General features: G+C 31.8%; 23 protein-coding genes. 14 read left to right on the forward strand and 9 right to left on the reverse strand.

Translation table 11 applies throughout. From position 1 onward, the window contains the following. Nucleotides 1–15: 15 nt before the first annotated feature. Nucleotides 16–882: a UDP-2,3-diacylglucosamine diphosphatase gene (locus tag SJY43_RS11795; RefSeq protein WP_396600945.1), complete on the reverse strand. Its 867-nt coding sequence runs from the start codon at nt 880–882 to the stop codon at nt 16–18. Nucleotides 883–1,070: 188 nt separating this feature from the next. Here SJY43_RS11795 and aroC point away from each other — a divergent pair, with 188 nt between their 5' ends. Then, the gene (aroC, locus tag SJY43_RS11800) at nt 1,071–2,132 is read left to right on the forward strand and encodes a chorismate synthase (protein ID WP_396600946.1); all 1,062 of its coding nucleotides are present in this window, start codon (nt 1,071–1,073) and stop codon (nt 2,130–2,132) included. 269 nt (nt 2,133–2,401) lie between these two features. Here the strand turns inward: aroC and SJY43_RS11805 are convergent, their stop codons facing one another. Continuing rightward, nucleotides 2,402–3,286, reverse strand: a complete 885-nt coding sequence (locus SJY43_RS11805) for a lysophospholipid acyltransferase family protein (protein WP_396600947.1) — start codon at nt 3,284–3,286, stop codon at nt 2,402–2,404. 61 nt (nt 3,287–3,347) lie between these two features. Between SJY43_RS11805 and SJY43_RS11810 the strand changes: the two genes are divergently transcribed. After that, entirely contained in the window at nt 3,348–3,998 is a 651-nt protein-coding gene (locus tag SJY43_RS11810; protein WP_396600948.1) for a rhomboid family intramembrane serine protease, read from the forward strand. A 61-nt stretch (nt 3,999–4,059) separates the two neighbouring features. On the opposite strand, the gene SJY43_RS11815 is transcribed toward SJY43_RS11810, so the two are convergent. After that, nucleotides 4,060–4,911: a hypothetical protein gene (locus SJY43_RS11815; RefSeq protein ID WP_396600949.1), complete on the reverse strand. Its 852-nt coding sequence runs from the start codon at nt 4,909–4,911 to the stop codon at nt 4,060–4,062. A 239-nt stretch (nt 4,912–5,150) separates the two neighbouring features. On the opposite strand from SJY43_RS11815, the gene lon reads away from it, so the two are divergent. The 4 genes from lon to cmk all read left to right on the forward strand — a co-directional run bounded on the left by lon (nt 5,151) and on the right by cmk (nt 9,988). After that, on the forward strand, nt 5,151–7,601 hold the full coding sequence (gene lon / locus SJY43_RS11820; protein ID WP_396600950.1) for an endopeptidase La: 2,451 nt from the start codon (nt 5,151–5,153) through the stop codon (nt 7,599–7,601). Then, the gene (locus tag SJY43_RS11825) at nt 7,585–8,112 is read left to right on the forward strand and encodes a LysM peptidoglycan-binding domain-containing protein (RefSeq protein ID WP_396600951.1); all 528 of its coding nucleotides are present in this window, start codon (nt 7,585–7,587) and stop codon (nt 8,110–8,112) included. Before lon ends, SJY43_RS11825 begins: the two co-directional genes overlap by 17 nt. A gap of 75 nt (nt 8,113–8,187) precedes the next feature. After that, the gene (gene porQ / locus SJY43_RS11830; protein ID WP_396600952.1) at nt 8,188–9,207 is read left to right on the forward strand and encodes a type IX secretion system protein PorQ; all 1,020 of its coding nucleotides are present in this window, start codon (nt 8,188–8,190) and stop codon (nt 9,205–9,207) included. Nucleotides 9,208–9,292: 85 nt separating this feature from the next. Beyond that, nucleotides 9,293–9,988, forward strand: a complete 696-nt coding sequence (cmk, locus tag SJY43_RS11835; protein WP_396600953.1) for a (d)CMP kinase — start codon at nt 9,293–9,295, stop codon at nt 9,986–9,988. Nucleotides 9,989–10,071: 83 nt separating this feature from the next. Here the strand turns inward: cmk and SJY43_RS11840 are convergent, their stop codons facing one another. Then, nucleotides 10,072–10,449, reverse strand: coding sequence for a LysM peptidoglycan-binding domain-containing protein (locus SJY43_RS11840; protein ID WP_396600954.1), 378 nt, complete (start codon nt 10,447–10,449; stop codon nt 10,072–10,074). 332 nt (nt 10,450–10,781) lie between these two features. On the opposite strand from SJY43_RS11840, the gene rpsA reads away from it, so the two are divergent. The 6 genes from rpsA to SJY43_RS11870 all read left to right on the forward strand — a co-directional run bounded on the left by rpsA (nt 10,782) and on the right by SJY43_RS11870 (nt 16,276). After that, a complete protein-coding gene (rpsA, locus tag SJY43_RS11845) occupies nt 10,782–12,614 on the forward strand; it encodes a 30S ribosomal protein S1 (RefSeq protein ID WP_396600955.1) in 1,833 nt (610 codons plus the stop codon). Nucleotides 12,615–12,915: 301 nt separating this feature from the next. Continuing rightward, nucleotides 12,916–13,455 (forward strand): bifunctional pyr operon transcriptional regulator/uracil phosphoribosyltransferase PyrR, encoded by a 540-nt coding sequence (pyrR, locus tag SJY43_RS11850; protein WP_396600956.1) that lies wholly within the window; start codon nt 12,916–12,918, stop codon nt 13,453–13,455. 173 nt (nt 13,456–13,628) lie between these two features. Next, nucleotides 13,629–14,558 carry an aspartate carbamoyltransferase catalytic subunit gene (locus tag SJY43_RS11855; protein ID WP_396600957.1) on the forward strand — a complete coding sequence of 310 codons (930 nt, stop codon included), beginning with the start codon at nt 13,629–13,631 and terminating at the stop codon, nt 14,556–14,558. A 3-nt stretch (nt 14,559–14,561) separates the two neighbouring features. Then, complete coding sequence (locus SJY43_RS11860; RefSeq protein ID WP_396600958.1) at nt 14,562–14,894, forward strand: ribonuclease Z; 333 nt, start codon at nt 14,562–14,564, stop codon at nt 14,892–14,894. Between the two features lies 1 nt (nt 14,895). Continuing rightward, nucleotides 14,896–15,363 carry a DUF3291 domain-containing protein gene (locus SJY43_RS11865; RefSeq protein ID WP_396600959.1) on the forward strand — a complete coding sequence of 156 codons (468 nt, stop codon included), beginning with the start codon at nt 14,896–14,898 and terminating at the stop codon, nt 15,361–15,363. A gap of 4 nt (nt 15,364–15,367) precedes the next feature. Then, nucleotides 15,368–16,276, forward strand: a complete 909-nt coding sequence (locus tag SJY43_RS11870; protein WP_396600960.1) for a ribonuclease Z — start codon at nt 15,368–15,370, stop codon at nt 16,274–16,276. Here the strand turns inward: SJY43_RS11870 and SJY43_RS11875 are convergent. Continuing rightward, nucleotides 16,269–16,682: a hypothetical protein gene (locus SJY43_RS11875; RefSeq protein WP_396600961.1), complete on the reverse strand. Its 414-nt coding sequence runs from the start codon at nt 16,680–16,682 to the stop codon at nt 16,269–16,271. The two genes, SJY43_RS11870 and SJY43_RS11875, sit on opposite strands and share 8 nt — an antisense overlap. 162 nt (nt 16,683–16,844) lie before the next feature. Between SJY43_RS11875 and pdxH the strand changes: the two genes are divergently transcribed. Together pdxH and SJY43_RS11885 are read left to right on the forward strand one after the other, a co-directional pair. Then, nucleotides 16,845–17,492, forward strand: coding sequence for a pyridoxamine 5'-phosphate oxidase (gene pdxH, locus SJY43_RS11880; RefSeq protein WP_396600962.1), 648 nt, complete (start codon nt 16,845–16,847; stop codon nt 17,490–17,492). Between the two features lie 165 nt (nt 17,493–17,657). Beyond that, nucleotides 17,658–18,155: a CAP domain-containing protein gene (locus SJY43_RS11885; protein ID WP_396600963.1), complete on the forward strand. Its 498-nt coding sequence runs from the start codon at nt 17,658–17,660 to the stop codon at nt 18,153–18,155. Between the two features lie 182 nt (nt 18,156–18,337). On the opposite strand, the gene SJY43_RS11890 is transcribed toward SJY43_RS11885, so the two are convergent. The 4 genes from SJY43_RS11890 to SJY43_RS11905 all read right to left on the reverse strand — a co-directional run bounded on the left by SJY43_RS11890 (nt 18,338) and on the right by SJY43_RS11905 (nt 24,178). Beyond that, the gene (locus SJY43_RS11890) at nt 18,338–18,703 is read right to left on the reverse strand and encodes a DUF1801 domain-containing protein (RefSeq protein ID WP_396600964.1); all 366 of its coding nucleotides are present in this window, start codon (nt 18,701–18,703) and stop codon (nt 18,338–18,340) included. A gap of 546 nt (nt 18,704–19,249) precedes the next feature. After that, the gene (locus SJY43_RS11895; protein ID WP_396600965.1) at nt 19,250–21,181 is read right to left on the reverse strand and encodes an OmpA family protein; all 1,932 of its coding nucleotides are present in this window, start codon (nt 21,179–21,181) and stop codon (nt 19,250–19,252) included. 68 nt (nt 21,182–21,249) lie between these two features. Continuing rightward, nucleotides 21,250–23,238, reverse strand: a complete 1,989-nt coding sequence (locus SJY43_RS11900; protein ID WP_396600966.1) for an OmpA family protein — start codon at nt 23,236–23,238, stop codon at nt 21,250–21,252. A 13-nt stretch (nt 23,239–23,251) separates the two neighbouring features. After that, a complete protein-coding gene (locus SJY43_RS11905; protein WP_396600967.1) occupies nt 23,252–24,178 on the reverse strand; it encodes a type IX secretion system membrane protein PorP/SprF in 927 nt (308 codons plus the stop codon). Nucleotides 24,179–24,187 lie beyond the last annotated feature (9 nt).

The raw sequence follows: 24,187 nt of genomic DNA on the forward strand, positions 1-24,187 counted from the left end.
AGAAGTTAAAAAAAACTAAAGTGCCTTTTTAGTTTTCTTTTTTTTCTCGCCTTGACCTACAATAGTAATTGCAGCAATCAAATCTTTCATTTCTAAATCTTCATCTTCTTTATCAATAACAACAAAAGGAGCTAGTTTATCTTTATTAAAGTTATAGACTTTCCAACGTTTAAATTGATATTCTAAAGCTGTAAAGTTTTCTATCCAATCTCCAGAGTTTAAATACATAGTTTTTCCATGTTTATTCTCGATATATTGCATTTTGGGTTGGTGTATATGTCCGCAAATCACATAGTCATATTCATTCTCAATAGCGAGTTCAGAAATCACTTTTTCAAAGTCATTGATATATTTTACAGCACCTTTTACACCGTTTTTAACTTTTTTAGATAGTGAATAACGCTCTTTACCGCGTTTTTCTAAATACCAATTTACACCGCGGTTAAGTAAGGTTAAAAAATCGTAACCATAACCACCAAGTTTTGCCAGCCATTTTGCATTCTGTATAGATATATCAAAAACATCTCCATGAAAAAACCAGGCTTTTTTCCCATCCAATTCTAAAACGGCTTTATCTACTATAGAAATATTGCCAATGGTGGTGTCGCTAAACTTTCTCAGCATTTCATCATGGTTTCCGGTTATATAAATAACTTCTACACCGTTAGAGGCCATAGTCATTATTTTTTTTATCACTTTTAAGTGTGATTTTGGAAAGTATCGTTTGCTAAACTGCCAAATGTCTATAATATCGCCATTTAGCACGAGTTTCTTAGGATCTATACTATTTAAATAGGTGAGTAAATGTTTGGCATGGCAACCGTAAGTTCCTAAGTGAACATCGGATATTACTGCAATTTCTATTTTCCTTTTTATTTTCAAATTGGTAATTATTAATACATTACAAATAACAACTTTTAGTATTATGTAATCATTACCGCATAATTAATTAAATGTCAGGTGATTGTTAATTAATTGTTACGTATTTAGCTACAGAAAATATTTAAGCTTAATACGATTTCGTTTTCGTATTTATAAGAATAGATTTAACTTAGCCAAAAATTGTAATTATGGCTGGTAATTCCTTCGGAAAACTATTTAATTTAACAACTTATGGAGAATCTCACGGACCTGCTTTAGGTGGCGTTATAGATGGCTGTCCGTCGGGAATTGAATTGGATTTAGATGAAATTCAAAATGAATTAAACCGTAGAAAACCAGGGCAGTCTGCTATTGTTACGCAGCGTAAAGAGCCAGATACAGTAAAGTTTCATTCTGGTATTTTTGAAGGTGTTACAACTGGAACATCCATTGGTTTTGTTATTGAAAACACCAATCAAAAATCTCACGATTATTCTCATATAAAAGATAGTTACAGACCTAGTCATGCCGATTATACCTATGATAAAAAATATGGTGTTAGAGATTATCGTGGTGGCGGGCGTAGTTCTGCACGAGAAACGGCATGTCGTGTTGTTGCAGGTGCTATAGCAAAACAAATGTTAAAAGGTATCGAAATTACAGCTTATGTTTCGGGAGTAGGTACCATGAAATTAGATACACCATATAATGAAATAGACCTTACTAAAGTAGAGTCTAATATTGTACGTTGCCCAGACCAAGATATGGCAGCAAAAATGGAAACCTATATTAAAGAAGTACGCGGAAAGGGCGATACCGTTGGAGGTATAGTTAGCTGTGTTATAAAAAATGTACCTGTAGGATTAGGAGAACCTGTGTTCGATAAATTGCATGCCGAATTAGGAAAAGCTATGCTTTCTATAAACGCTGTAAAAGGTTTTGAGTATGGTAGCGGATTTCACGGAAGCACTATGTATGGAAGCGATCATAACGATGCTTTTAATAACGACGGATCTACAAAAACCAACTATTCTGGTGGCATTCAAGGCGGAATAAGTAACGGTATGGATATTTATTTTAGTGTGGCTTTCAAACCTGTAGCAACCCTTATTCAGAAATACGAAACTATCGACAAAGCTGGTAATACAGTAGAGATGCAAGGTAAAGGCCGTCACGACCCATGTGTGGTGCCAAGAGCAGTTCCTATTGTAGAAGCCATGGCAGCATTGGTTTTAGCCGATTTTCATTTAATAAATAAGCTTTATAATTAGAAGCTATTTCCCGCTTTCATCTGTATCTTTTTAAAAACGTCATGGTGAGGTCGAAGGACGTAGCAATTAGCTAATTTTTGGGTCTTTTAAAAGTTAGGTTTCTTTTAATTTAAAAAGGATGCCGCTTCAATCGGGGCTAAATCATCCGCTTAGGTAGTCTAATTTTTTTTATTCTGTGGATATTTGCCATAAACATCAAATTTGAAAATTCAGCACGAGGAGAAATCACAAAAGTATAATTAAGTCTCTACTCTTTTGGAATTTAGAATTTAACTTAAAGGTTTCATACCTTGATGTTTCCAACGTTTATGCGTCCAAAAGTAATATTCTGGAGCTTCATAGATTTGTTCTTCAACACGTTTTAAATAAAGGTCTGTAAGTTCAAAATCCTTATAATCTTTAGCATTTCTAATAATATCCGTAAAGTCGGCTTCGTAATAACCACGTTTTACTTTCTTTACTTTTAAAAATAAAGTTGCCATATCTAAACGTTTCGCAAGAACTTCGGCACCTACATGAACAGGGACTTCTTTACCCATAAAGTTTTGCCAATGCATGGCTTTAGCCAGTTTTGGGGATTGATCGAAAGCAAAACCATTAAGTGTTAATTCGTTGTTTCTTTTTGCTTTTATAAGTGTTGGAAATGTTTCCTTTGTAGTAATTAAATAGCTATTATATTTTGCACGAATGCGTCTAACAAGAACATCAAAATAGGTATTGCTAAGTTTTTTGTAAATAACATAACCCTTATGTTTTATTTGGGTTTGCATAACAAAAACCCATTCCCAACTCGCGTAATGCCCCATAAATAAAACAATACTTCTATTTTCTTGTTCTAGTTTATGGATGTCTTCAATATTGGTAAATACAAAACGTTTTTGCATTTCTGCTTCAGAAATAGTGATGGACTTAATCGCTTCAAACATCATATCACACAAATGGTGATAAAATTGTTTTCTTATGTCTAAAATCTCTTGTTCAGTTTTACTAGGGAAAGCCAACTTAATGTTGTTATAAACCACTTTTTTTCTATAGCCAATTATATAATACACTATGCCGTAAAATATATCAGATAACAAATACAATATTCTAAATGGTAAAATAGATATTATCCATAAAAGTGGATAAACTAGAATATAAACTAGAAATTGCATGAATTAGTTTTAGATTTGTAGAGCAAATATATATTAATTTAAGAATAAACGTTTAGACCTTATGGGTAATTTAGATATAGTAACTATTATAATTATTGCAGCCAATGTAATTATCTCCTATAAAGGATTTAATGATTATAGTTTTTTTGAAAAATACAAGTTTCAAGTTGGTGGTATACAGCGTGGAGAAAAATTACGAATGTTTAGTTCTGGGTTTTTACATGCAGATACACAACACCTGTTATTTAATATGCTTTCATTATACTTTTTTGCAGATGTAGTTATATCGCTTTTAAGTCCCATTCAGTTTCTGCTTGTGTATTTTGGCAGCCTTTTAGTAGGGAGTTTATTATCATTTTATTTTCATAAAAACGAATACCATTATAGTGCAGTAGGGGCGAGTGGTGCTGTTAGTGGTATTATTTATTCGGCTATATTATTACAGCCAGGAATGAGTCTATACATGTTTTTTATTCCCATTCCAATTCCAGCTTATCTCTTTGGTATTGGTTATTTGTTATATTCCATTTATGGCATGAAAAATAGAGTAGGAAACATTGGTCACGATGCCCATTTTGGTGGAGCTGTTGGTGGTTATCTTATTACATTATTCTTATCACCTTGGTTATTTGAAACCAATTTACTTATGATAGTTTTATTGGCTATTCCCATTGTCATTTTATTTGCTTTAAAGAAGCTAGGGAAGATTTAGGCATTAAAAAAGGCTAATTCAATTTTTGAATTAGCCTTTTTTAATTTACAAGTATTTATATTTATTCGTAGAAATATTCTATAGTTTCTACATCAATATTACCATCACTATATTCAGAAGTGTAGGTACAGGATATTGGATAATTATTTTCATTATAGGTATACTCATATCTATAATTATCTAAGAAGCTATCAGTAGTAGAAGTATCACTATCTACGCGACTAATTATGTTGTTAGTATTTCCATAAATTATTGTTCCAAACTCATTTTCAGTTAAAAAGTTTAAAATTTCAATAGCATGAATATTTTTAAAAGCATTATTCTTATCATCGTATGTGTAGGATTGTTTAAAGTCATCATCATTTGCTATTTCTAAAATATTTAATCCCTCAAAAGTGATTGTTTCAGTCCAGCGTATTTCAAAATCAGATCCATCAATACTTAAGTAAACTTCTTTAGTTATTGTGCCATCCGAATTGTGGATGAATATATTTTTATACTGACGTTCATCTAATCCAGAAGATTTATAAAAATTTTCAATATAAGAGGCAATTTCCCCATCAGAATTATATTCTAAGTCTACAGAAGCTTCAAGTTCATTATCTGCAAACCATTCGTCTTTAATTAATTTGTCATTGCTATCATAGGTATAAACATTTTTATAACCATCACCATAATCTACACTAGTTAATTTATTACCATCATAGTTAAAAGTTTCTGTGTATTCATCCACAGTTCCTTTATTATAAACAAGTTGCTTTAATAAAACATAATCTGTAGTTTCCTCTTCTTCTTCTTCAGTTTCGTCTACTTCCTCAATTTCTTCAGAAGTGACATCTTCTTCATAAGGTTCAATATTACATGAAAAAACACAAATACAAAGTATAAAAAGTAAGGATCTATTAAGCGTCATTTATTAGAATTTTATCTGTTTAAGCGATAAAAATAATATAATTTATCTTACAGATGAATTAAAAAATTAATAATAAAAATAGCTTAGTTTTATAAATGGCACAGCTATTGAAATTATAATAATGTTGGGCTACTTGATTTTTGATTTAAATCGCTTATATTCAACATTATAAAGTATTTAATATTAATTAGAAAAAATAATCAATCTTGATTTAATGACAGATTGACCTAAAAATATATATGAAGAAATCTAAATTTACTACCCTTGACAGTTTGTCATTACAGGAATTTGATGAAAACTCAGAATTAATTCCGTTAATGACACCCGAGGATGAAGAAGCTATAAATAACGAAGAATTGCCAGAAACACTTCCAATCTTATCATTAAGAAATACGGTATTGTTTCCGGGTGTTGTAATTCCAATTACGGCAGGAAGAGATGCATCAATAAAGCTTATAAACGATGCCAACAAAGGCGGAAAAGTTATTGGGGTTGTTGCACAAAAAGATGAAGCGGTTGAAAAACCAGGCGCTAAAGATATACACGAAACAGGTACAGTTGCCAAGATTTTGCGTGTTTTAAAAATGCCTGATGGTAACGTAACTGTTATTATACAAGGAAAAAAACGTTTTAAGGTTGCAGAAGTATTAACTGAAGAACCTTACATGAATGCTACTATTAGAGACATTCCTGAGGCAAAACCTGCTAAAAAGAACAAAGAATTTTCTGCAATTATAGATTCTATTAAAGATTTAGCTTTAGAGATTATTAAAGAAAGCCCAAACATACCAAGTGAGGCTTCATTTGCTATAAAAAACATTGAAAGTGATTCGTTTTTAGTAAATTTCGTGTCTTCTAATATGAATCTTTCAGTTGAAGAAAAACAACAGCTTCTAGAAATTAATGACCTAAAAAATCGTGCATTAGCAACATTGAAACTAATGAATGTTGAGTTTCAGAAGTTAGAACTTAAGAACGATATCCAGTCTAAAGTTCAGATGGATATGAGCCAACAGCAACGTGAGTATTTCTTGCATCAACAAATGAAAACTATTCAAGAAGAACTGGGTGGTGTAAGTCATGATGAGGAGATTGATGAGATGAAAGCTAAGGCTAAAGAAAAACTTTGGAATGACGATGTAGCTAAGCATTTTGATAAGGAAATATCCAAACTACAACGCATGAATCCTCAAGTAGCAGAGTATTCTATTCAGCGAAACTATTTAGAGTTATTTTTAGATTTACCTTGGAATGAGTTTAGTAAAGATAAGTTCGACTTGAAACGTGCTATGAAGATTCTAGATCGAGATCATTTTGGTTTAGAAGACGTTAAAAAAAGAATTATAGAGTATTTGGCCGTTATAAAGCTTCGTAATGATATGAAGTCTCCAATTCTATGTCTTTACGGTCCTCCGGGTGTTGGTAAAACATCATTAGGAAAATCGATAGCCGAAGCTTTAGGAAGAGAATATGTTAGAATTTCGTTAGGTGGTTTAAGAGATGAAGCTGAAATACGCGGACATAGAAAAACCTATATTGGTGCAATGCCAGGACGTATTATTCAAAGTTTGAAAAAGGCTGGTACGTCAAATCCTGTATTTGTTTTAGATGAAATTGATAAGCTTTCAAATTCACATCAAGGCGATCCATCTTCTGCAATGCTGGAAGTTTTAGATCCTGAGCAAAATAGTGAGTTTTACGATAACTTTTTAGAAATGGGTTATGATCTTTCAAAGGTTATGTTCATTGCTACATCAAATAGCTTATCTACTATTCAGCCAGCTTTACTTGACAGAATGGAAATCATAAATGTTACTGGTTATACCATAGAAGAAAAGGTAGAAATTGCGAAACGTCATTTATTACCAAAACAGTTAAAAGAGCACGGTTTAACGGATAAGCATTTAAAAATAGGAAAACCGCAATTGGAAAAAATTGTTGAAGGTTATACTAGAGAATCTGGTGTTCGTGGATTAGAAAAGCAAATAGCAAAAATGGTACGATATGCTGCCAAAAACATTGCTATGGAAGAAGACTATAATATTAAAATATCTAATGAAGATGTAATTGAAGTTTTAGGCGGCCCAAAATTAGAACGTGATAAATACGAAAACAATAACGTAGCCGGAGTTGTAACTGGTTTAGCTTGGACTCGGGTGGGTGGTGATATTTTGTTTATTGAATCTATTCTTTCAAAAGGAAAAGGATCAATGACTATTACCGGAAACTTAGGTAAAGTGATGAAAGAATCTGCAACTATAGCTATGGAATACATAAAATCTAATGCTGATAGTTTTGGAATAAACCCTGAAATATTTAATAAATATAATGTGCATATTCACGTGCCTGAAGGAGCAACTCCAAAAGACGGTCCGAGTGCAGGTGTAACGATGTTAACATCTTTAGTATCTTTGTTTACGCAAAGGAAAGTAAAGAAAAGCTTAGCGATGACCGGTGAAATAACACTTCGTGGAAAAGTATTACCTGTAGGAGGAATTAAAGAAAAAATATTAGCAGCAAAAAGAGCACGCATTAAAGAAATATTAATGTGTGAAGATAATAGACGTGATATTGAAGAAATAAAACCTGAATATTTAAAAGGTTTAACGTTTCATTATGTGACAGATATGAGTGATGTTATAGACATTGCAATTACAAAACAAAAAGTACAAAATGCGAAGAAATTATAAAACGATATGCTTATTTATAGCAGTTCTAGCTTGTTCATACAATTTAACAGCACAATCTAAAACGAGCTTTAAAGATGTTCTTTTAAACGGAAAAGAAGCAAAATTAAACTTAGCTACTGGCGAATTTATTTTTAAAGATGCTAACGGAAACGATTCAATAGTTAATGCTAGAAAAAGAACGGAAGACAATTCGATAGATCGCCTAAATTATCATACTGTTGAAGCTGGAGAAAATTTAGCAATCATTTCAAAACAATATGGGCTAACTATAAATAAAATTAAAGAGGCTAATAATTTAAAAACAACCTTAGTTAGTGTTGGACAAAAACTGCGTGTTAGAAATTTTAACGAAGTGGCTAAAACTGATTCTGCTAAAGTTTGGGTTGTTGAAAAAGGGAATTCTCTTTATGGCATTTCTAGAAAGACAGGTGTTAGTATTGAAACTATAAAGCGATTAAATGGATTGAAAAACAATAATTTATCCATTGGGCAGAAGTTATATCTTAAATAGAAAAAAATACTTCAAAAAAAATAAAAGATGCATACTACCGTTTTAGTATAGATTCATTTACTTTGTGCCGGAAATATGCTAAAAAAAATTATCACATCATTTTGTTTAACTATGGCTTCTCTATCAATGGCGCAGGTAGGAGGGGAAACTACATATCAATTTCTTAACTTAGTTGCTTCGCCTCGTCAAGCGGCATTGGGAGGTAAAGTTTTGACTAATGTAGATTACGATGTTACACAGGCTATTTTTAACCCTGCCACGATTAATGCAGAAATGGATAATCAATTGGCCTTAAATTACACGAGTTATTTAGGAGATATTGGTTATGGTACAGCGTCTTATGCTTATACAGTTGATAGGCGTACACAGACCTTTCATGCAGGTATTACATATATAAACTACGGATCGTTTGATGGTTATGATGAAGCTGGAAATTCAACAGGAACTTTTTCTGGAAATGAAACAGCTCTATCTTTTGGTTATGCTACTCAAATAGGCTATTCCGATTTTTATTTTGGTGCTAATGCTAAATTAATCACTTCAAGATTAGAGCAATACAATTCGCTTGGTGCAGCAGTAGATTTGGGCGTTGTATATATTAATGAAGATTTAGATTTTAACGCAGCATTAGTAGTTAGAAATTTAGGATCTCAAATAACAACCTATGCAGATTTAAGAGAGCGCATTCCTTTTGAAGTGTCCTTTGGTATGTCACAACGTTTAGAAAATGTTCCAATTCGTTGGCATGTTACACTAGAGAATTTACAAGAATGGCCAATTGCGACGGCAAATCCTGCACGTGTTACTAGTGATTTATCGGGTAATCAAACATCAGAAAAAATTGGTTTTCTCGGGCAAGTTATTAGGCATACTATAGTTGGTGCGGAAATTTTCCCTGAAGGTGGTTTTAATATTCGTTTGGGATATAATTTTAGAAGGGGAGAAGAGTTAAGAATTGTTGACCAACGAAACTTCTCAGGGTTGTCAGCAGGTATTTCTATAAAAATGAATAAAATGCGCTTTAGTTACACGCATGCAAAATATACGAGTGCTGCAAATGCAAATTTCTTCGGATTGCAACTAGATTTACAGTAACAAAACACTTAAAATTATAAATAGCGACTAATTTTCTTCTTCACTTTATAGGCTTTAAGTATTTTAGACACTTTAAACTTAAATAATGAATAAAATCACAATAGCTATTGATGGGTTTTCATCTACTGGTAAGAGTACCGTTGCAAAACAGCTAGCTAAAGCATTGGGTTATGTATATGTAGATACTGGTGCCATGTATCGCGCTGTTACATTTTATACCATGCAAAACGGACTAATTAGTAAAGATGATTTTAATTCTGAAGCTTTAATTTACCAATTACCAAATATTAATATCAGTTTTAAATTTAATGAATCTTTAGGTTTTGCTGAAGTTTATCTGAATGATGTTAATATTGAAAAACAAATTAGAACACTAGAGGTATCCAGTTATGTTAGTAAAGTAGCTGCAATATCCGAAGTTCGCTTAAAATTAGTAGAGCAACAGCAAAAACTAGGGCAAAATAAAGGTGTTGTTATGGATGGTAGAGATATTGGAACCGTAGTGTTTCCGGAGGCTGAGCTTAAATTATTTATGACAGCTTCGGCAAAAACTAGAGCAGAACGTCGTTTTCAAGAACTTATAGAGCGTGGCGATAAGGTTGAGTATAAAGATGTTTTAAAAAACGTTGAAGAACGCGATTATATAGATTCTAATCGAGAAGATTCACCTTTAGTAAAAGCCAAAGATGCCATTGAAATTGATAATTCTCATATGACGTTAGATGAGCAATTCAACAAAATACTTCAATTAGCAAAAATGACTATCGAAGATTTAGAGTAAACGTCTTCTATTTAAACTTAGAGCATAAAAAAAACGAACCTTTATATAAAAGGTTCGTTTTTATTTTAACTAATAATGTATTCCTATAAATTAGGAATAATTAATTCTTGATCTGGATGAATTACATCTGGATTCTTTAAGATATCAGAATTAGCTTTAAAAATAGCATTGTATTTTGAAGCACTACCATAATATTGCTTTGCAATTTTACCTAAAGTTTCTCCGCTTTTAACAGTATGTCTAGCAAATACAGTTTCATCAGCTACTTTTATATCAGCCATAATATCTGATGGATTCTCACCGCCTATTTCTTTTATTTTATCCCAAAGAATGTTTTTTTCATACTGCGTATTAGCTGTTCCTGTTACTTTAAGAACACCATTTTCTTCTGAAACATTCCCTCCTTGAATGTTTAATTCTTCTCCTAAATTTAATACGTCTTGATACTTTGCTTTAACCATGATTTTGTAATTTATAAGTGTTAATTTGATAAGAACAATATACTAAAATATTCTATTGTTTAGATTAAAATATTGATTTGTTATTGTTTCTTGATTTTTAGACCCTTAAGAAGATTTAAAGTCACATGTATTTTATTTTCTCATTTCTAGGTAATTATGTCAATAATATGTATTTTTGCACTCCTTTTAGCGAATCATCGGGAAAATAAAAGGAATGAAACTAAAAATAATATAACACTTCTGTGTGTTAATCGCTTAAATTTCCTGAAGCATAGCAGAATACAAATTGTAATGTCGTTATAAAAAATAAAGACATTACTTAATTATCTTAAATGGCTGAAAAAGCAAAACAAGCTGAAGTTGAAGCAACAGAAGCTCCAGCAGTAGAAGCTCCAGTAGTATCTGAAGCTCAAGCAAACCCTGAAAAATTCTTAAAAGAGTTCAACTGGCACAATTACCAAGAAGGTATTGATGAAGTTGATGACTTACAATTAAAAGAATTTGAAAAATTAGTAGCTGAAAATTTCGTAGACACATTAGATGACGAAGTTGTAGAAGGTACAGTAGTTCACATTTCTGATAGAGATGCAATTATTGATATCAACGCAAAGTCTGAAGGTGTTATTTCTTTAAACGAATTTCGTTACAACCCAGATTTAAAAGTAGGAGACAAAGTAGAAGTATTAATTGATGTTCGTGAAGATGCAACAGGACAATTAGTATTATCTCACAGAAAAGCTCGTGTAATTAAAGCATGGGATCGTGTAAATAAAGCACACGAAACTGGTGAAATCGTTAACGGTTTTGTTAAATGTAGAACTAAAGGTGGTATGATTGTAGATGTTTTCGGAATTGAAGCATTCTTACCAGGTTCTCAAATTGACGTTAAACCAATTAGAGATTACGACCAGTATGTAAATAAAACTATGGAATTTAAAGTTGTGAAAATCAACCACGAATTCAAAAACGTAGTAGTTTCTCATAAAGCACTTATTGAGGCTGATATTGAAGAACAAAAGAAAGAAATTATTGGTCAATTAGAAAAAGGTCAAGTATTAGAAGGTATTGTTAAAAATATTACTTCTTACGGTGTATTTATCGATCTTGGTGGTGTTGACGGATTAGTTCACATTACAGATTTATCTTGGTCTAGAATTAACCATCCAAATGAGATTGTTGAGTTAGATCAAAAATTAAATGTTGTAATCCTTGATTTTGATGAAAACAAATCAAGAATCCAATTAGGTCTTAAACAATTATCTAAACACCCATGGGAAGCTCTTGCAGAAGAGGTGAAAGTTGGTGATAAAGTAAAAGGTAAAGTAGTTGTAATCGCAGATTACGGTGCATTTATCGAGGTTGCTGATGGTGTTGAAGGATTAATTCACGTTTCTGAAATGTCTTGGTCTACACATTTACGTTCTGCACAAGATTTCGTTACTGTTGGTGATGAAGTTGATGCAGTTATCTTAACTCTAGATAGAGAAGATCGTAAAATGTCTCTTGGTATCAAGCAATTAACTCCAGATCCATGGACAGATATTACTACTAAATACCCATTAGGTTCTAAGCATACAGGTATTGTACGTAACTTTACAAACTTTGGTGTTTTTGTTGAATTAGAAGAAGGAATTGACGGATTAATTTATATCTCTGATTTATCTTGGACTAAGAAAATCAAACACCCATCTGAGTTCTGTGCTGTAGGTGACAAGTTAGAAGTTATTGTACTTGAATTAGATGTTGAAGGACGTAAATTAAGTTTAGGTCACAAACAAACAACTGATAACCCTTGGGATAAGTATGAAACTGAATTCGCTTTAGATACAGTTCATAAAGCTGCTATATCTGAAATAGTTGATAAAGGTGCGACTATAGAGTTTAACGAAGATATCGTTGCTTTTGTACCGTCTCGTCACTTAGAGAAAGAAGATGGTTCTAAACTTAAAAAAGGTGAAGAAACAGAATTTAAAATTATTGAATTTAACAAAGAGTTTAAAAGAGTAGTTGCATCGCATACTGCAATTTTTAAAGCTGAAGAAATGGCTAACGTAAAAGCTGCTGTTAAAAAGCAAGCTTCTCAAGCTGCCGAAGCAAAACCAACTTTAGGTGATGCTAATGATGCTTTACAAGCTCTTAAGGATAAAATGGACGGAAAGAAATAATCCGAAAATTCCTTTAAAAAAAGGAATCTCATTAATCTATAAATTAAAGCCTCTCGATTTTCGAGGGGCTTTTTTTTTGTTCAATATAAACACGTATTTATGGACTTTAATTATGGAATAGCTTACATTAATTTAAACGCGCAAGGGATAGGAGTGGAAAGCCCACAGCGAGGCACGAGCGAGGACTTGTAACGGATAGCCCGACCCTTTTTGGGATGCGCCCAAATAAAGATTATTAGTATTGGTTTTTACTTCTAACTTTTTGCATTATATTTGTTCTCCAAATACGTTTGGATACTATATGAGTCAGAAAGTTTTACTTAACGCAAAAGAGGTAAACATCATTCTTCACCGATTGGCTTGTCAACTTATTGAAAAACACAACGACTTTTCTAACACAGTACTTATTGGTTTACAACCTCGTGGCGTATTTTTAGCAGATAGATTGGCTAAAATTTTAACTGAAGACTACAAGGTTAAAGACATTAAACTTGGACATTTAGATATCACGTTTTTTAGAGATGACTTTAGAAGAAGCGACAAACCTCTTGAAGCAAACCAAACAAAAATTAACTTTTTAGTAGAAGATAAAAACATTGTGTTTGTTGATGATGTTTTATATACGGGACGAAGTATAAGAGCGGCTTTAACGGCTATACAATCTTTTGGAAGACCAAATGAAATTGAGCTTTTAACCTTAATTGACAGACGTTTTAGTAGACATTTACCAATACAACCAAATTACAAAGGAAGACAAGTAGATGTTATTAATAATGAAAAAGTAAAAGTAAACTGGAAGGAGCGTGACAATGAAGATTCGGTTTACTTAATAGAAAAATAGAATATAGTTTTAAGACGGAAGTCTTGCCAGGTTAAGACTTTTGATTGTTGTTCAAGATGGTCTAAAATCGAAACCTATTAAACAGATAAAAATAAATGAATAACTAAAGTTTGAGTTTTAGATACACACATGAGTAACTTTTAACTTTTAACTTTTAACTTTTAACTTTGACAATGAGCGAATTAAGTGTAAATCACTTATTAGGAATTAAATATCTTCAAGAAAAAGACATACAACTTATTTTTGAAACTGCCGATCATTTTAAAGAAGTGATTAATAGACCCATTAAAAAAGTACCTTCGCTTAGAGATATTACCATTGCCAATTTATTTTTTGAAAACTCTACCAGAACAAAATTATCTTTTGAACTTGCTGAAAAGCGATTATCTGCCGATGTTATTAATTTTTCATCTGCACAATCTTCAGTTAAAAAAGGAGAAACACTAATTGATACCGTAAACAACATCTTATCTATGAAAGTAGATATGGTTGTTATGCGACACCCTAATCCAGGAGCTGGTGTATTTTTATCGAAGCATGTTAACGCAAGTATTATAAATGCCGGCGATGGCGCGCACGAACATCCTACACAGGCCTTACTAGATTCATATTCTATTAGAGAAAAACTTGGAGATGTTACTGGTAAAAAAGTGGTTATAGTTGGTGATATTTTGCACAGTAGAGTAGCACTTTCAAACATCTTTGCATTACAAATGCAAGGTGCGCAAGTTATGGTTTGCGGACCAAAAACATTGATCCCTAAGTATATAAATGAACTTGGAGTAAAAGTTGAAACCAATTTACGTAAAGCATTGAATTGGTGCGATGTAGCAAACATGCTTCGTGTGCAAAACGAGCGTATGGATATTAGTTATTTTCCATCTACAAGGGAATACACACAACAGTTTGGAGTGAATAAAGATTTGCTAGATTCTTTAGATAAAGACATTACTATTATGCACCCAGGACCAATAAATAGAGGAGTAGAAATTACAAGCGATGTTGCAGATTCAAAACAATCTATTATATTAGACCAAGTACAAAACGGTGTTGCTGTAAGAATGGCAGTTATTTATTTACTAGCATCGAAAATAAAACAATAGATTATGATTTTTGATCAAATAGAAAATACGACTATAATCACTCAAGAAAAAGTTTCGGTTATAGAATTAGTTAAAAAATTACAGACTTTATATCCTAAATACAAAAGCAATAATATTATAGTTGCGCTAACAAGTTTAGACACTTTAACTAAATCTGAAATTGCAGAATTTTTGCAATTATCAAATACACATAAAGAAGCAAAACATTCTTTTGTTATTGTTTCAAATAAAATTGATTTAGATGTTGTTCCAGACCAACTAGACGTTGTTCCTACCATTCAAGAGGCTCATGATATTATTGAAATGGAAGTTATGGAACGTGATTTAGGCTTTTAAAATGAAAACATACCATCTTGCACAAGTAAATATTGCAAAACGATTGGCGCCTATGGACGATCCAATTATGCAAGATTTTGTCAATAATGTTGATAATATGAATGCAATTGCCGATGCTGCAGAAGGCTTTGTTTGGCGTTTGCAGGATGAAGATAAAGATGAAGCAACACATGTTTTTCAGGATGATTCATTTATAATAAATATGTCTGTTTGGGAAAATTTAGAATCTCTATTTAATTACACCTACAAATCTGGGCATATAGAGGTGTTCAAAAGGAAAAAAGAATGGTTTAGTAAAATGAAAATGATGCATATGGCTTTTTGGTATGTACCTGAAGACTATATGCCTTCGTTTCAAGATGCAAAAGATCGACTAGACTACTTGAATACACATGGAGATACGCCTTATGCTTTTTCATTTAAAAGCAACTACACGATTCAAGATTCACTAAATTATAAAAAGCTATAACCATATGAAACTCTCAATTCTAGGCTGTTATAGTGCTACACCACGTACTTTAAATAATACAACATCGCAAGTATTAGAGATAAACAACCACATGTTTTTAATTGACTGTGGTGAAGGCACACAAGTACAATTGCGCAAGCATAAAATTAAGTTTAACCGTATTAAGCATATTTTTATTTCTCACTTACATGGCGATCATTTTTTTGGATTAGTAGGTTTAATATCTACGTTTAGATTACTTACCAGAGAAACAGATTTGCATATTTATGGACCAAAAGGCATAAAAGAAATTGTGGTATTACAAATGAAATTAGCCGATTCTTGGACTAATTATAATCTGTATTTTCATGAACTGACTTCTAAAGAATCAGAATTAATTTATGAGGATGATAAGGTAGAAGTACATACCATACCATTAAATCATAGAATTTATACAAATGGTTATCTTTTTAAAGAAAAAGAAGGTTTGCGAAAATTACAAATGCATGCGGTTGAAGATGCAAACATTAATGTTGCTTATTACAGAAAACTGACGCAAGGATTTGATGTAGAAAATGAAGACGGTGTACTTATAAAAAATGAAAGTGTTACCAAATCTGGAGTAAAACCAAAGAGTTATGCGTTTTGCAGTGATACCATGTATAAAGAAGACATTGTACCCATTATAAAAAACGCAGATGTTTTATACCATGAATCTACATTTTTAGAAGAACATGCGCATTTAGCTGTAAGAACAAAGCATTCTACTGCTAAAGAGGCCGCAAGTATAGCAAAACAAGCTAATATAGAGACCTTAATACTTGGGCATTATTCTACACGTTATGGCGGTATAGAAGCGTTTAAAAACGAAGCTGAAGAAGTTTTTGAGAAAGTTGAGTTAGCCGAAGATGGGAAGACTTTCGATTTTAATTAAATTCAGCTAAGCTTTTTATCCATAGTATGGCTTCCTCTAAAGACATGCAGCGCTTTATGCTTTTTTTTGCAAACTGTTTTTCAATTGAAGCATTCATAAAATTTGAATTATTATAAATTACTATAGCACTAGCAGCTATTATATTATACTTTCTCTCAATTTTTGTCCAATTGCTTGGGTCAACCGAAAAATGATTAATTCTGTTAGATATAAAACCTATTTTAACATTTTTACCATAAAATTTAATTATTTTTTCAATAATTAATTCGGCCTTTATCCAATCAAAATGAACACTTTCTTGCAGTTCACTAATAACGAATCTATCACAAAAATAATAGGTGCCAAAAGGCATTTGGATTTTTTTAAAAGGGATGTTTTTACTAAAAGTATAACGTTCAAAATTCATTTTTTTTACTAAAGGTAGGTGATATAGTACAATATATTTGTTTTTATAGTATTTTTTTTCAAGTAAATAATCTTAAAACAAGAGTTTTAGGCGACAGTTATTAAGGTTTAGAATTTAAAATAATCCTACAAAATATTTAAAAAAAACAGTAAATTGCATACTATGGAAAAGGATTTAAGTAACTACAGAAAATCTTACGAAAAAGGGGAATTACTTTTAAGTGAAGCACCAGAAAACCCACTAGAATTGTTCCAAAAATGGTTTTATGAGGTTGATAAGCATTTTGCACAAGACGAAACAAATGCAATGACATTATCTACTTTAGGTCTTGACGGCTTTCCAAAGAATAGGGTAGTGCTTCTTAAAAAATTTACTTATGAAGGTTTTATATTTTATACCAATTATGAAAGTGAAAAGGGTAAAGCTATAGAGGTAAATCCAAATGTATGTTTATCCTTTTTTTGGCATGGTGCAGAAAGACAGATTATTATAAAAGGTAAAGCGGAGAAAATTGCAGAGAATTTAAGCGATGGCTATTTTGAATCTCGTCCAAGAGGAAGTCAATTGGGAGCCATAGTATCCAATCAAAGTGATGTTGTTGAAAACAGATTGTATTTAGAAACGAAACTTGCTAAATTAGAATCTAAATACGAAGGTAAAGACATTCCAAGACCTGATTATTGGGGTGGTTATATAGTAAAACCTATAGAAATGGAATTTTGGCAAGGGCGGCCAAATAGGTTGCATGATCGTATTCTGTATAAACTTCAGGAAGACTACAATTGGCAGATTAATCGATTATCTCCGTAAAACAACGTCGAAATGCATAAAAATCATTTTTATTATTGTATTTCATCGATATAAAACACAATTAATCGATGAAACGCACGTTTTTCATCGATTTTAACAATTCATTAACATTTACTTCAGGTTAGGCGGTTAATTTTACATAACCAAATCTAATTAACTTAACCTATGAAGTTATTTCCTAAACTGCCTTTAATAGCATTATTAACTGTTTTTACACTTTTCTCGTGTTCAACAGACAATTTAGATGATCAAGCAGAAACTATAGAATTAAGTCTTGTTACCCCACAAGAAAAAGACATAGAAATTGAAATTCTAGAACTTTTAAATAATCATAGATTATCTCTAGGCCTAAACCCCTTAGAGGCTATGCCTATTGTAAAATCTGTTGCTCATAGTCACACAGATTATATGGTTGATAACGATGAAGTATCTCATCACAATTTTTTTACACGGAGTGATTATTTAAAGTCTAATGCAGGAGCAAAGAAGGTTTCAGAAAACGTTGCTTATGGTTATAGCTCAGCAGAAGCTGTTGTAAAAGCTTGGATGAGAAGCGAAGCACACAAAGAAAACCTAGAAGGCGATTATACAAATTTCGATATATCGGCAGAAAAAAATGCAGAAGGTAGATGGTATTATACCAATATCTTTATTAAAAAATAAACCTATTTGGGCATTAAGGTTCGGGCTAGAAGGCCTGTCTTGAGCGAAGTGGTCGAAAGGTTCAAAGTCCTCGCTCCGTTCCTTCGTTGTGGGCTATACACTTCTATTACTAACGAAGCATATCCACTAAAAGCTGTTATAAAACAAAAGTTAGTTATTCTTAACAAAAGCTTTTAATAAAACTATTTAATACGTATCGAACCATTTCTGTAAAGCTCTATAGCATCATTTATAAGCGATTCTATTATGTTTATTGGAATATCTTGGCTGGCATTAACTCTTAATATTTTCATGCGTTTACGAGTACCTATTTCCAAATCTGGATGATTTAGGTGTTCACCTTCAACAAAAAGTATATAAGGTTCCTCAGTTTTTTTATCAACCCATAAATAGCAAAACATCTTATTTTTAAAGCAAAAACAAGGCATACCATATTTTGTTGTTTCAGTAACGTTATCGTCATGTTTTAAAATAATATCTCGCAATGTTAACAAACAACTTCTGTTTGGTTCGTTTTTGCTTATGTAAAAATTTTCGTTTGGTAACATGAATTTTATTTCGCTTTTCCTTTTCTTTTTTCAGTTTTAAGTTTCTGTCTTTCTTGCTTTTTATTCTTTTTTAAATAAACATTATGAGCAATTATTGTATTGTTGTCAACTATGCCATTCATATCAACCTTATAACCAAGAACTTTTAATTGTTCTTGATATGCTTTTAATTTGAGAATATTTTGCTCTATTTTTTCAAGTTCTTTTTTTGTTCTTTTCCTTGTTAGTTCTTGTTCATGTTTTTTACAATCTACTTCCTGCTATTTAAATTTCTTTCATAATCAAAACACTTTACGTAACATTTACTGGGTGTTGGATTTAACGAAAAACTATAATCTTAAGCTTTTACTTGTAATGTGAAAGTTATAATTATAGTTAAGAATATTATTTTTTCATAGATGTCTTTTAAACTGTATAAGAACTAGTTGCCTACCAACAAATATAAAAATAACATAATAATTTTGTAGAATAAGGAAACTTATAAAAACAAAAAACCATCAAAAGATATATTCCTTTGATGGTTTAATTTTTAAGTAATACATTTTATTAGTTCATTTTAATAACAATAAACTCTGTACGTCTATTAGACTGATGTTGCTCTTCAGAGCATTTTGAATTACTATCACAGCCGTTTGTTAGTTTTTCTTCACCATAACCTTTATAATCTAATATTCTAGACGGGTTAACACCTTTTTTAACTAAGTAATTATAGGTTGCCGTAGCTCTTTTTTGAGATAGCATAACATTATAAATTGCAGACCCTCTAGAATCTGAGAAAGACTCAATTTTAATGGCCATTTCTGGATATACATTAATCATCGTATTTACTATGTTTTCTAATTCTTCTCGGTCTTGATTTCTAACCGATGCACTATTAAAGTTAAAGTAAATAGGGGAGAGCGCAATCATTTTTGGTGTCTTAACCGATACTTCTTTTACAGACGGCAGCATTGAGAAATCATTACTTATTGATTTTAAGTGTTTATCAATGTTTTTTGAAGACACAGCATTTGTTTTATCATTATAACCTTCTTTAGAAACACTTAAATTGTACGCAGCATTTCTATCTATAGTCATTGCATAATAACCAGCTTGATTTGTTTTAACAGTTGTTATTTCTTTGTTATCACTATCTAACAAGGTTACAATGGCATTGCTTACAGGTTGGTTAGTGGTGTTATCATAAACAGTTCCTTCTAGATTTAATAAAGGCGTTCTATCAAAAGCATAAATATCATCACTACCCATACCGCCTTTTCTGTTTGAAGCAAAATAGCCAGACAAACCATCTTCATTCATAAAGAATGAAAAATCGTCTTTACTAGAGTTTACAGGAGTTCCTAAATTTATTACGTTAATAATGTTTTTGTTTTCATCTGAAACTGTACCAAAAACATCTAATAAACCTATTCCTGGATGCCCATCTGAAGAAAAGAAAAGTGCACCTTCGCTGTTTATAAAAGGGAATTTTTCATTTTTTGAAGTGTTTACAACATTGCCTAAGTTTTTGGGTTTTCCATAAGATCCGTTATTGATATCTACATAATATATGTCCGATCCGCCTTTCCCTCCAGATCTATCTGAAGCAAAATAAAGTTTCGTTTCGTCTGCACTTAGAGCTGGATGACCGTTCGAAAAGTGATTGCTATTAAATGGTAATTCTTGAATATTGTCCCATTTACCATCAACAAGTTCTGCTTTGTAAATTTTTAAGTTTGAAATACCTTCTCCATTTTTGCCTAAAAAATTCTTTATAAAATCTGTTCTAGAAAAATACATGGTTTTACCATCTTTAGTAATGGTAAGCGGACCATCATGATACACCGAGTTTACTTTTCCTTTTAATTTAGATTTGTTTCCAACAAGGGTTTCGTTAGAATTTTTATCGGTTGTATATATATTTAAAAATGGTTCTTCATCCCAAGCATTAAGATGCTTTTTTATATCGCCTTCATCTCTAGCCGATGTAAAATAGATTTTATCGCCATGTGGATAAGCACCAAAATCACTAAATTTTGAGTTGAATTTTACATCTTTTAAAACGTATTGCTTTTTAGCGTTGAAAATTGAATTTAAAAAATCTGAATCTTTTAAATACAATTGTTCTTTAATATTACCGCCTGCATCTTTAAACTGTTTCATCCAGGTTCTAGAGGCCTCATAATCTTCTACACCACGTAACGCCTGCGAATAATTATAAAAATACTCAATAGGAACGTGATTTTGCTTTACAGCTTTCTCGTAATACACTACTGCACTATCTGGATTTCTCATGTAAGCATAACTATCGGCCAGTTGTCTGGTTGCATAATCTGTATTTACACCATCATTTATTAAATCTTGATACGCATTTGAAGCTTGAACAAAAGCAAAATTATTAAATAAATTATCTGCTTTTCTCAGCATATCATTCTGAGCAAAACCACAAAAAGTGATTAGCACAACTACGCCTGTTATTATGTCGGTTTTTAATTTCATTTGGGGTCTTGTTTAATTAAAAAATCCTTTACCAATATGTGTTTTTTACGCAATTAGGTGTTGCGCTTTTATTCCATTTTAATTACAATAAATTGAGTACGTCTGTTTAATTGATGCTTTTCATCTTTACAGGATACACCATCTGCACAATCATTTATTAATCTACGTTCTCCATAACCTTTATATTCAGTTATGTTTGATGGGTTTACACCCTGAGAAATTAAATAGTTATAGGTCGATTTAGCTCTATTAGTAGATAAGTTATCATTGTATTCAAAAGTTCCTCTTGAATCTGTATGCGCTTCAATTTTAATAACCATGTCTGGGTAATCAACCGTCATCAGTTTTACTATTTTATCTAACTCTAGAGCATACTCCTTAAGGATATTATACTTTCCAAAATCAAAATAAATAGTCTTAAGTTGAGCATTTGCTATCGATGAAGAATCGTTATCATTGCCGTTTAAGGTGTTTTCGTTATTACCGTTTAAGTCTGCTAATTTCACAACATCTTGTACAGGATTTAATAATAAATTACCTGTGATAGTTGTTAATTCAGTTTGAATATTTTTTGAGGTAAACTCCCTATAATCTTCAATATACTTATCTTGATTTGCAACTATTTTATAGTCGTTATTCCTATCAATATTAATTTGGTAATACCCGTTTTCATCGGTTTCCATAAACACTACTTGGTTACCTTTATCATCAAATAAAGTAATTTTAGCGCCTGGGATAGGGTTCATATTAATAGCATCTGTTACTACACCTTCAACGTGTAATACTGGTTCTCTATGAAATGCATAAATATCATCGCTACCACGGCCGCCTTGACGGTTAGAGGCAAAATAACCTGTAATGCCATTTTGATTCATAGTGAAAGCAAAATCATCTTTATTAGAATTTACAGGAATACCTAAGTTAATAACATCAACGATACTTTCTTCATCTTCACCTTTTATAGAAGCATAAATATCTAGTAAACCTAAACCTGTATGTCCATCTGAAGAAAAGAATAAAACCCCTTCGTTATTTATAAAAGGAAATCCTTCTGCGTTTTCAGTATTAACAACATCTCCAAGGTTTTTAAGATTAACTAAAGAACCATCGGCTGTGATATCTACAGACCAAATATCTGAACCACCATATGTTCCGGGTCTATCGGATGTAAAATATAATTTTGAATCATCGTTATTTAGAGCCGCGTGTTGCGTAGAAAACTCATCACCATTAATAGAAAGATCTTCCACATTAGTCCATAAACTATCAACGTATGTAGCACGATAAATTTTCATATTGGTAAGACCGCTTTTGTCTTTTATTTCAACATTATCTTTAAAGTTATTTCTAGAGAAATACATGGTTTTACCATCTTTTGTTATGGTTGCTGGCCCATCATGATAAATAGAATTAACGTCACCTTGAACTTTTGCAGTATAATCTACATTTCTTTTAGTACCTGCTTTTGCAACATAAATATCTAAAAAAGGTTGTTCATTCCATCCATACAATCTTTTAACTGCCGTACCTTCATCTCGAGCAGAAGCAAAATATACTTTGCCATCATGCTCGAAAGCACCAAAATCACTAAACTTAGAATTGAATCGAACTCTATCTAAAAAGTATTGTTGTTTTGCTCCAAAAACACTTGTTATAAAGTTAAGGTCTTTAGAAAAATCATTAGTATCTACAACACCTCCAGAATCTTTATAACGCTGAAGCCAAATTTGAGACTCGTCATATTTTTTCATCCCTCGAAGTGATTGTGCATATTTATAATAATATTCTACTGGGACATCTTTTTGCTTAACGGCACTTTTATAATATCTAGAAGCGTTTCTAGGATCTCTAAGAAGTGCATAACTATCAGCAAGTTTTCTTGTTGCATAGTTTCTGTTATAATTATCCTGAACAAGTTCTCTGTACAATTTTGCAGCTTTAACAAAAGAAAACTTATTGAATAGTGTATCGGCTCTTTTTTGTTTTCCTTGTTGCGGAAACATAGAGAAACTAAGCATTAAAGCCATACAAACTAATATGTAATTTTTAATATTCATAGGGAAATTAGTCTTAGAAATATCTAGGTGATTTTAATTTTGAACTTAAGAATTTAAACTCATACATTAGCAATATTTCATGAGTTCCGGTTGTATAATCGGCAATTTCAGATATTGGTTTTTCGTAAGCATAGCCAATACGTAATTGCCTAGATACTTGAAAATCTACAATACCACCAATGGCTGCGGTTTGCTCGTTTATTCTGTACGAAGCACCTAACCATAACTTTTCATTAAATAAAAAGTTTCCAGTTAAATCGTAAGATACAGGAGCTCCATTTGTTGCTTTTATTAATGCAGCAGGTTTAAATTTGATGTTTTTAGTTAAATCAATAACACCACCAGCTGTAAAATAATAACTAATACGCTCTAAGGCTTGAAAATCGTTAGCGTTGTTTGCATCATTATTTAAAATTCTTGGAGCCGATAAACTTGCATAAATTCTATTTGTACTCCAATAGACACCGGCACCAATATTAGGAGCCCATCTATCTTCAGTTCCATAAATTAATGGATCGTTTTGATTGTCTTCATCCAAACGGAAGCTGGTATCAAAACTAAATTGTGTAAAACCACCTTTTAAACCAAAAGCTAATTTGCCATCATTTCCAACAGGAATACTATATGAAAAGTCACTATAGATATAAGTGAAATTTTGAGGTCCCAAATCATCTTCAATAAATGATAAACCTAAACCTATTCTATCATTCCTAAGAGGTGTATGAACAGAAAGAGTTTGTGTTATAGGCCCACCTTTAAAGCCAACCCATTGACTTCTATGTAAACCCACTATACTTAATGCTTCTCTACTACCAGCATAAGCAGGATTTATAGAGATTGTGTTATACATATACTGTGTAAATTGCGGTAATTGTTGCGCAACCCCAACCGTACAGCTTAACAACGCAATAGCGATAATGTTATATTTTAAAAATTTCATAGGTTAAGA

This window comes from Algibacter sp. R77976, from assembly GCF_044594645.1.
Classification (GTDB): Bacteria; Bacteroidota; Bacteroidia; order Flavobacteriales; family Flavobacteriaceae; genus Algibacter_B.

Coding starts and splice junctions, on each gene's coding strand:
- lon (WP_396600950.1), top strand. CDS start 5,151: ATGAAGAAATCTAAATTTACTACCCTTGACAGTTTGTCATTACAGGAA.
- SJY43_RS11870 (WP_396600960.1), top strand. CDS start 15,368: ATGAAACTCTCAATTCTAGGCTGTTATAGTGCTACACCACGTACTTTA.
- SJY43_RS11825 (WP_396600951.1), top strand. CDS start 7,585: ATGCGAAGAAATTATAAAACGATATGCTTATTTATAGCAGTTCTAGCT.
- SJY43_RS11905 (WP_396600967.1), bottom strand. CDS start 24,178: ATGAAATTTTTAAAATATAACATTATCGCTATTGCGTTGTTAAGCTGT.
- rpsA (WP_396600955.1), top strand. CDS start 10,782: ATGGCTGAAAAAGCAAAACAAGCTGAAGTTGAAGCAACAGAAGCTCCA.
- SJY43_RS11860 (WP_396600958.1), top strand. CDS start 14,562: ATGATTTTTGATCAAATAGAAAATACGACTATAATCACTCAAGAAAAA.
- SJY43_RS11885 (WP_396600963.1), top strand. CDS start 17,658: ATGAAGTTATTTCCTAAACTGCCTTTAATAGCATTATTAACTGTTTTT.
- SJY43_RS11875 (WP_396600961.1), bottom strand. CDS start 16,682: ATGAATTTTGAACGTTATACTTTTAGTAAAAACATCCCTTTTAAAAAA.
- pyrR (WP_396600956.1), top strand. CDS start 12,916: ATGAGTCAGAAAGTTTTACTTAACGCAAAAGAGGTAAACATCATTCTT.
- SJY43_RS11855 (WP_396600957.1), top strand. CDS start 13,629: ATGAGCGAATTAAGTGTAAATCACTTATTAGGAATTAAATATCTTCAA.
- SJY43_RS11895 (WP_396600965.1), bottom strand. CDS start 21,181: ATGAAATTAAAAACCGACATAATAACAGGCGTAGTTGTGCTAATCACT.
- pdxH (WP_396600962.1), top strand. CDS start 16,845: ATGGAAAAGGATTTAAGTAACTACAGAAAATCTTACGAAAAAGGGGAA.
- SJY43_RS11890 (WP_396600964.1), bottom strand. CDS start 18,703: ATGTTACCAAACGAAAATTTTTACATAAGCAAAAACGAACCAAACAGA.
- SJY43_RS11805 (WP_396600947.1), bottom strand. CDS start 3,286: ATGCAATTTCTAGTTTATATTCTAGTTTATCCACTTTTATGGATAATA.
- SJY43_RS11865 (WP_396600959.1), top strand. CDS start 14,896: ATGAAAACATACCATCTTGCACAAGTAAATATTGCAAAACGATTGGCG.
- SJY43_RS11810 (WP_396600948.1), top strand. CDS start 3,348: ATGGGTAATTTAGATATAGTAACTATTATAATTATTGCAGCCAATGTA.
- cmk (WP_396600953.1), top strand. CDS start 9,293: ATGAATAAAATCACAATAGCTATTGATGGGTTTTCATCTACTGGTAAG.
- SJY43_RS11900 (WP_396600966.1), bottom strand. CDS start 23,238: ATGAATATTAAAAATTACATATTAGTTTGTATGGCTTTAATGCTTAGT.
- aroC (WP_396600946.1), top strand. CDS start 1,071: ATGGCTGGTAATTCCTTCGGAAAACTATTTAATTTAACAACTTATGGA.
- SJY43_RS11815 (WP_396600949.1), bottom strand. CDS start 4,911: ATGACGCTTAATAGATCCTTACTTTTTATACTTTGTATTTGTGTTTTT.
- SJY43_RS11840 (WP_396600954.1), bottom strand. CDS start 10,449: ATGGTTAAAGCAAAGTATCAAGACGTATTAAATTTAGGAGAAGAATTA.
- porQ (WP_396600952.1), top strand. CDS start 8,188: ATGCTAAAAAAAATTATCACATCATTTTGTTTAACTATGGCTTCTCTA.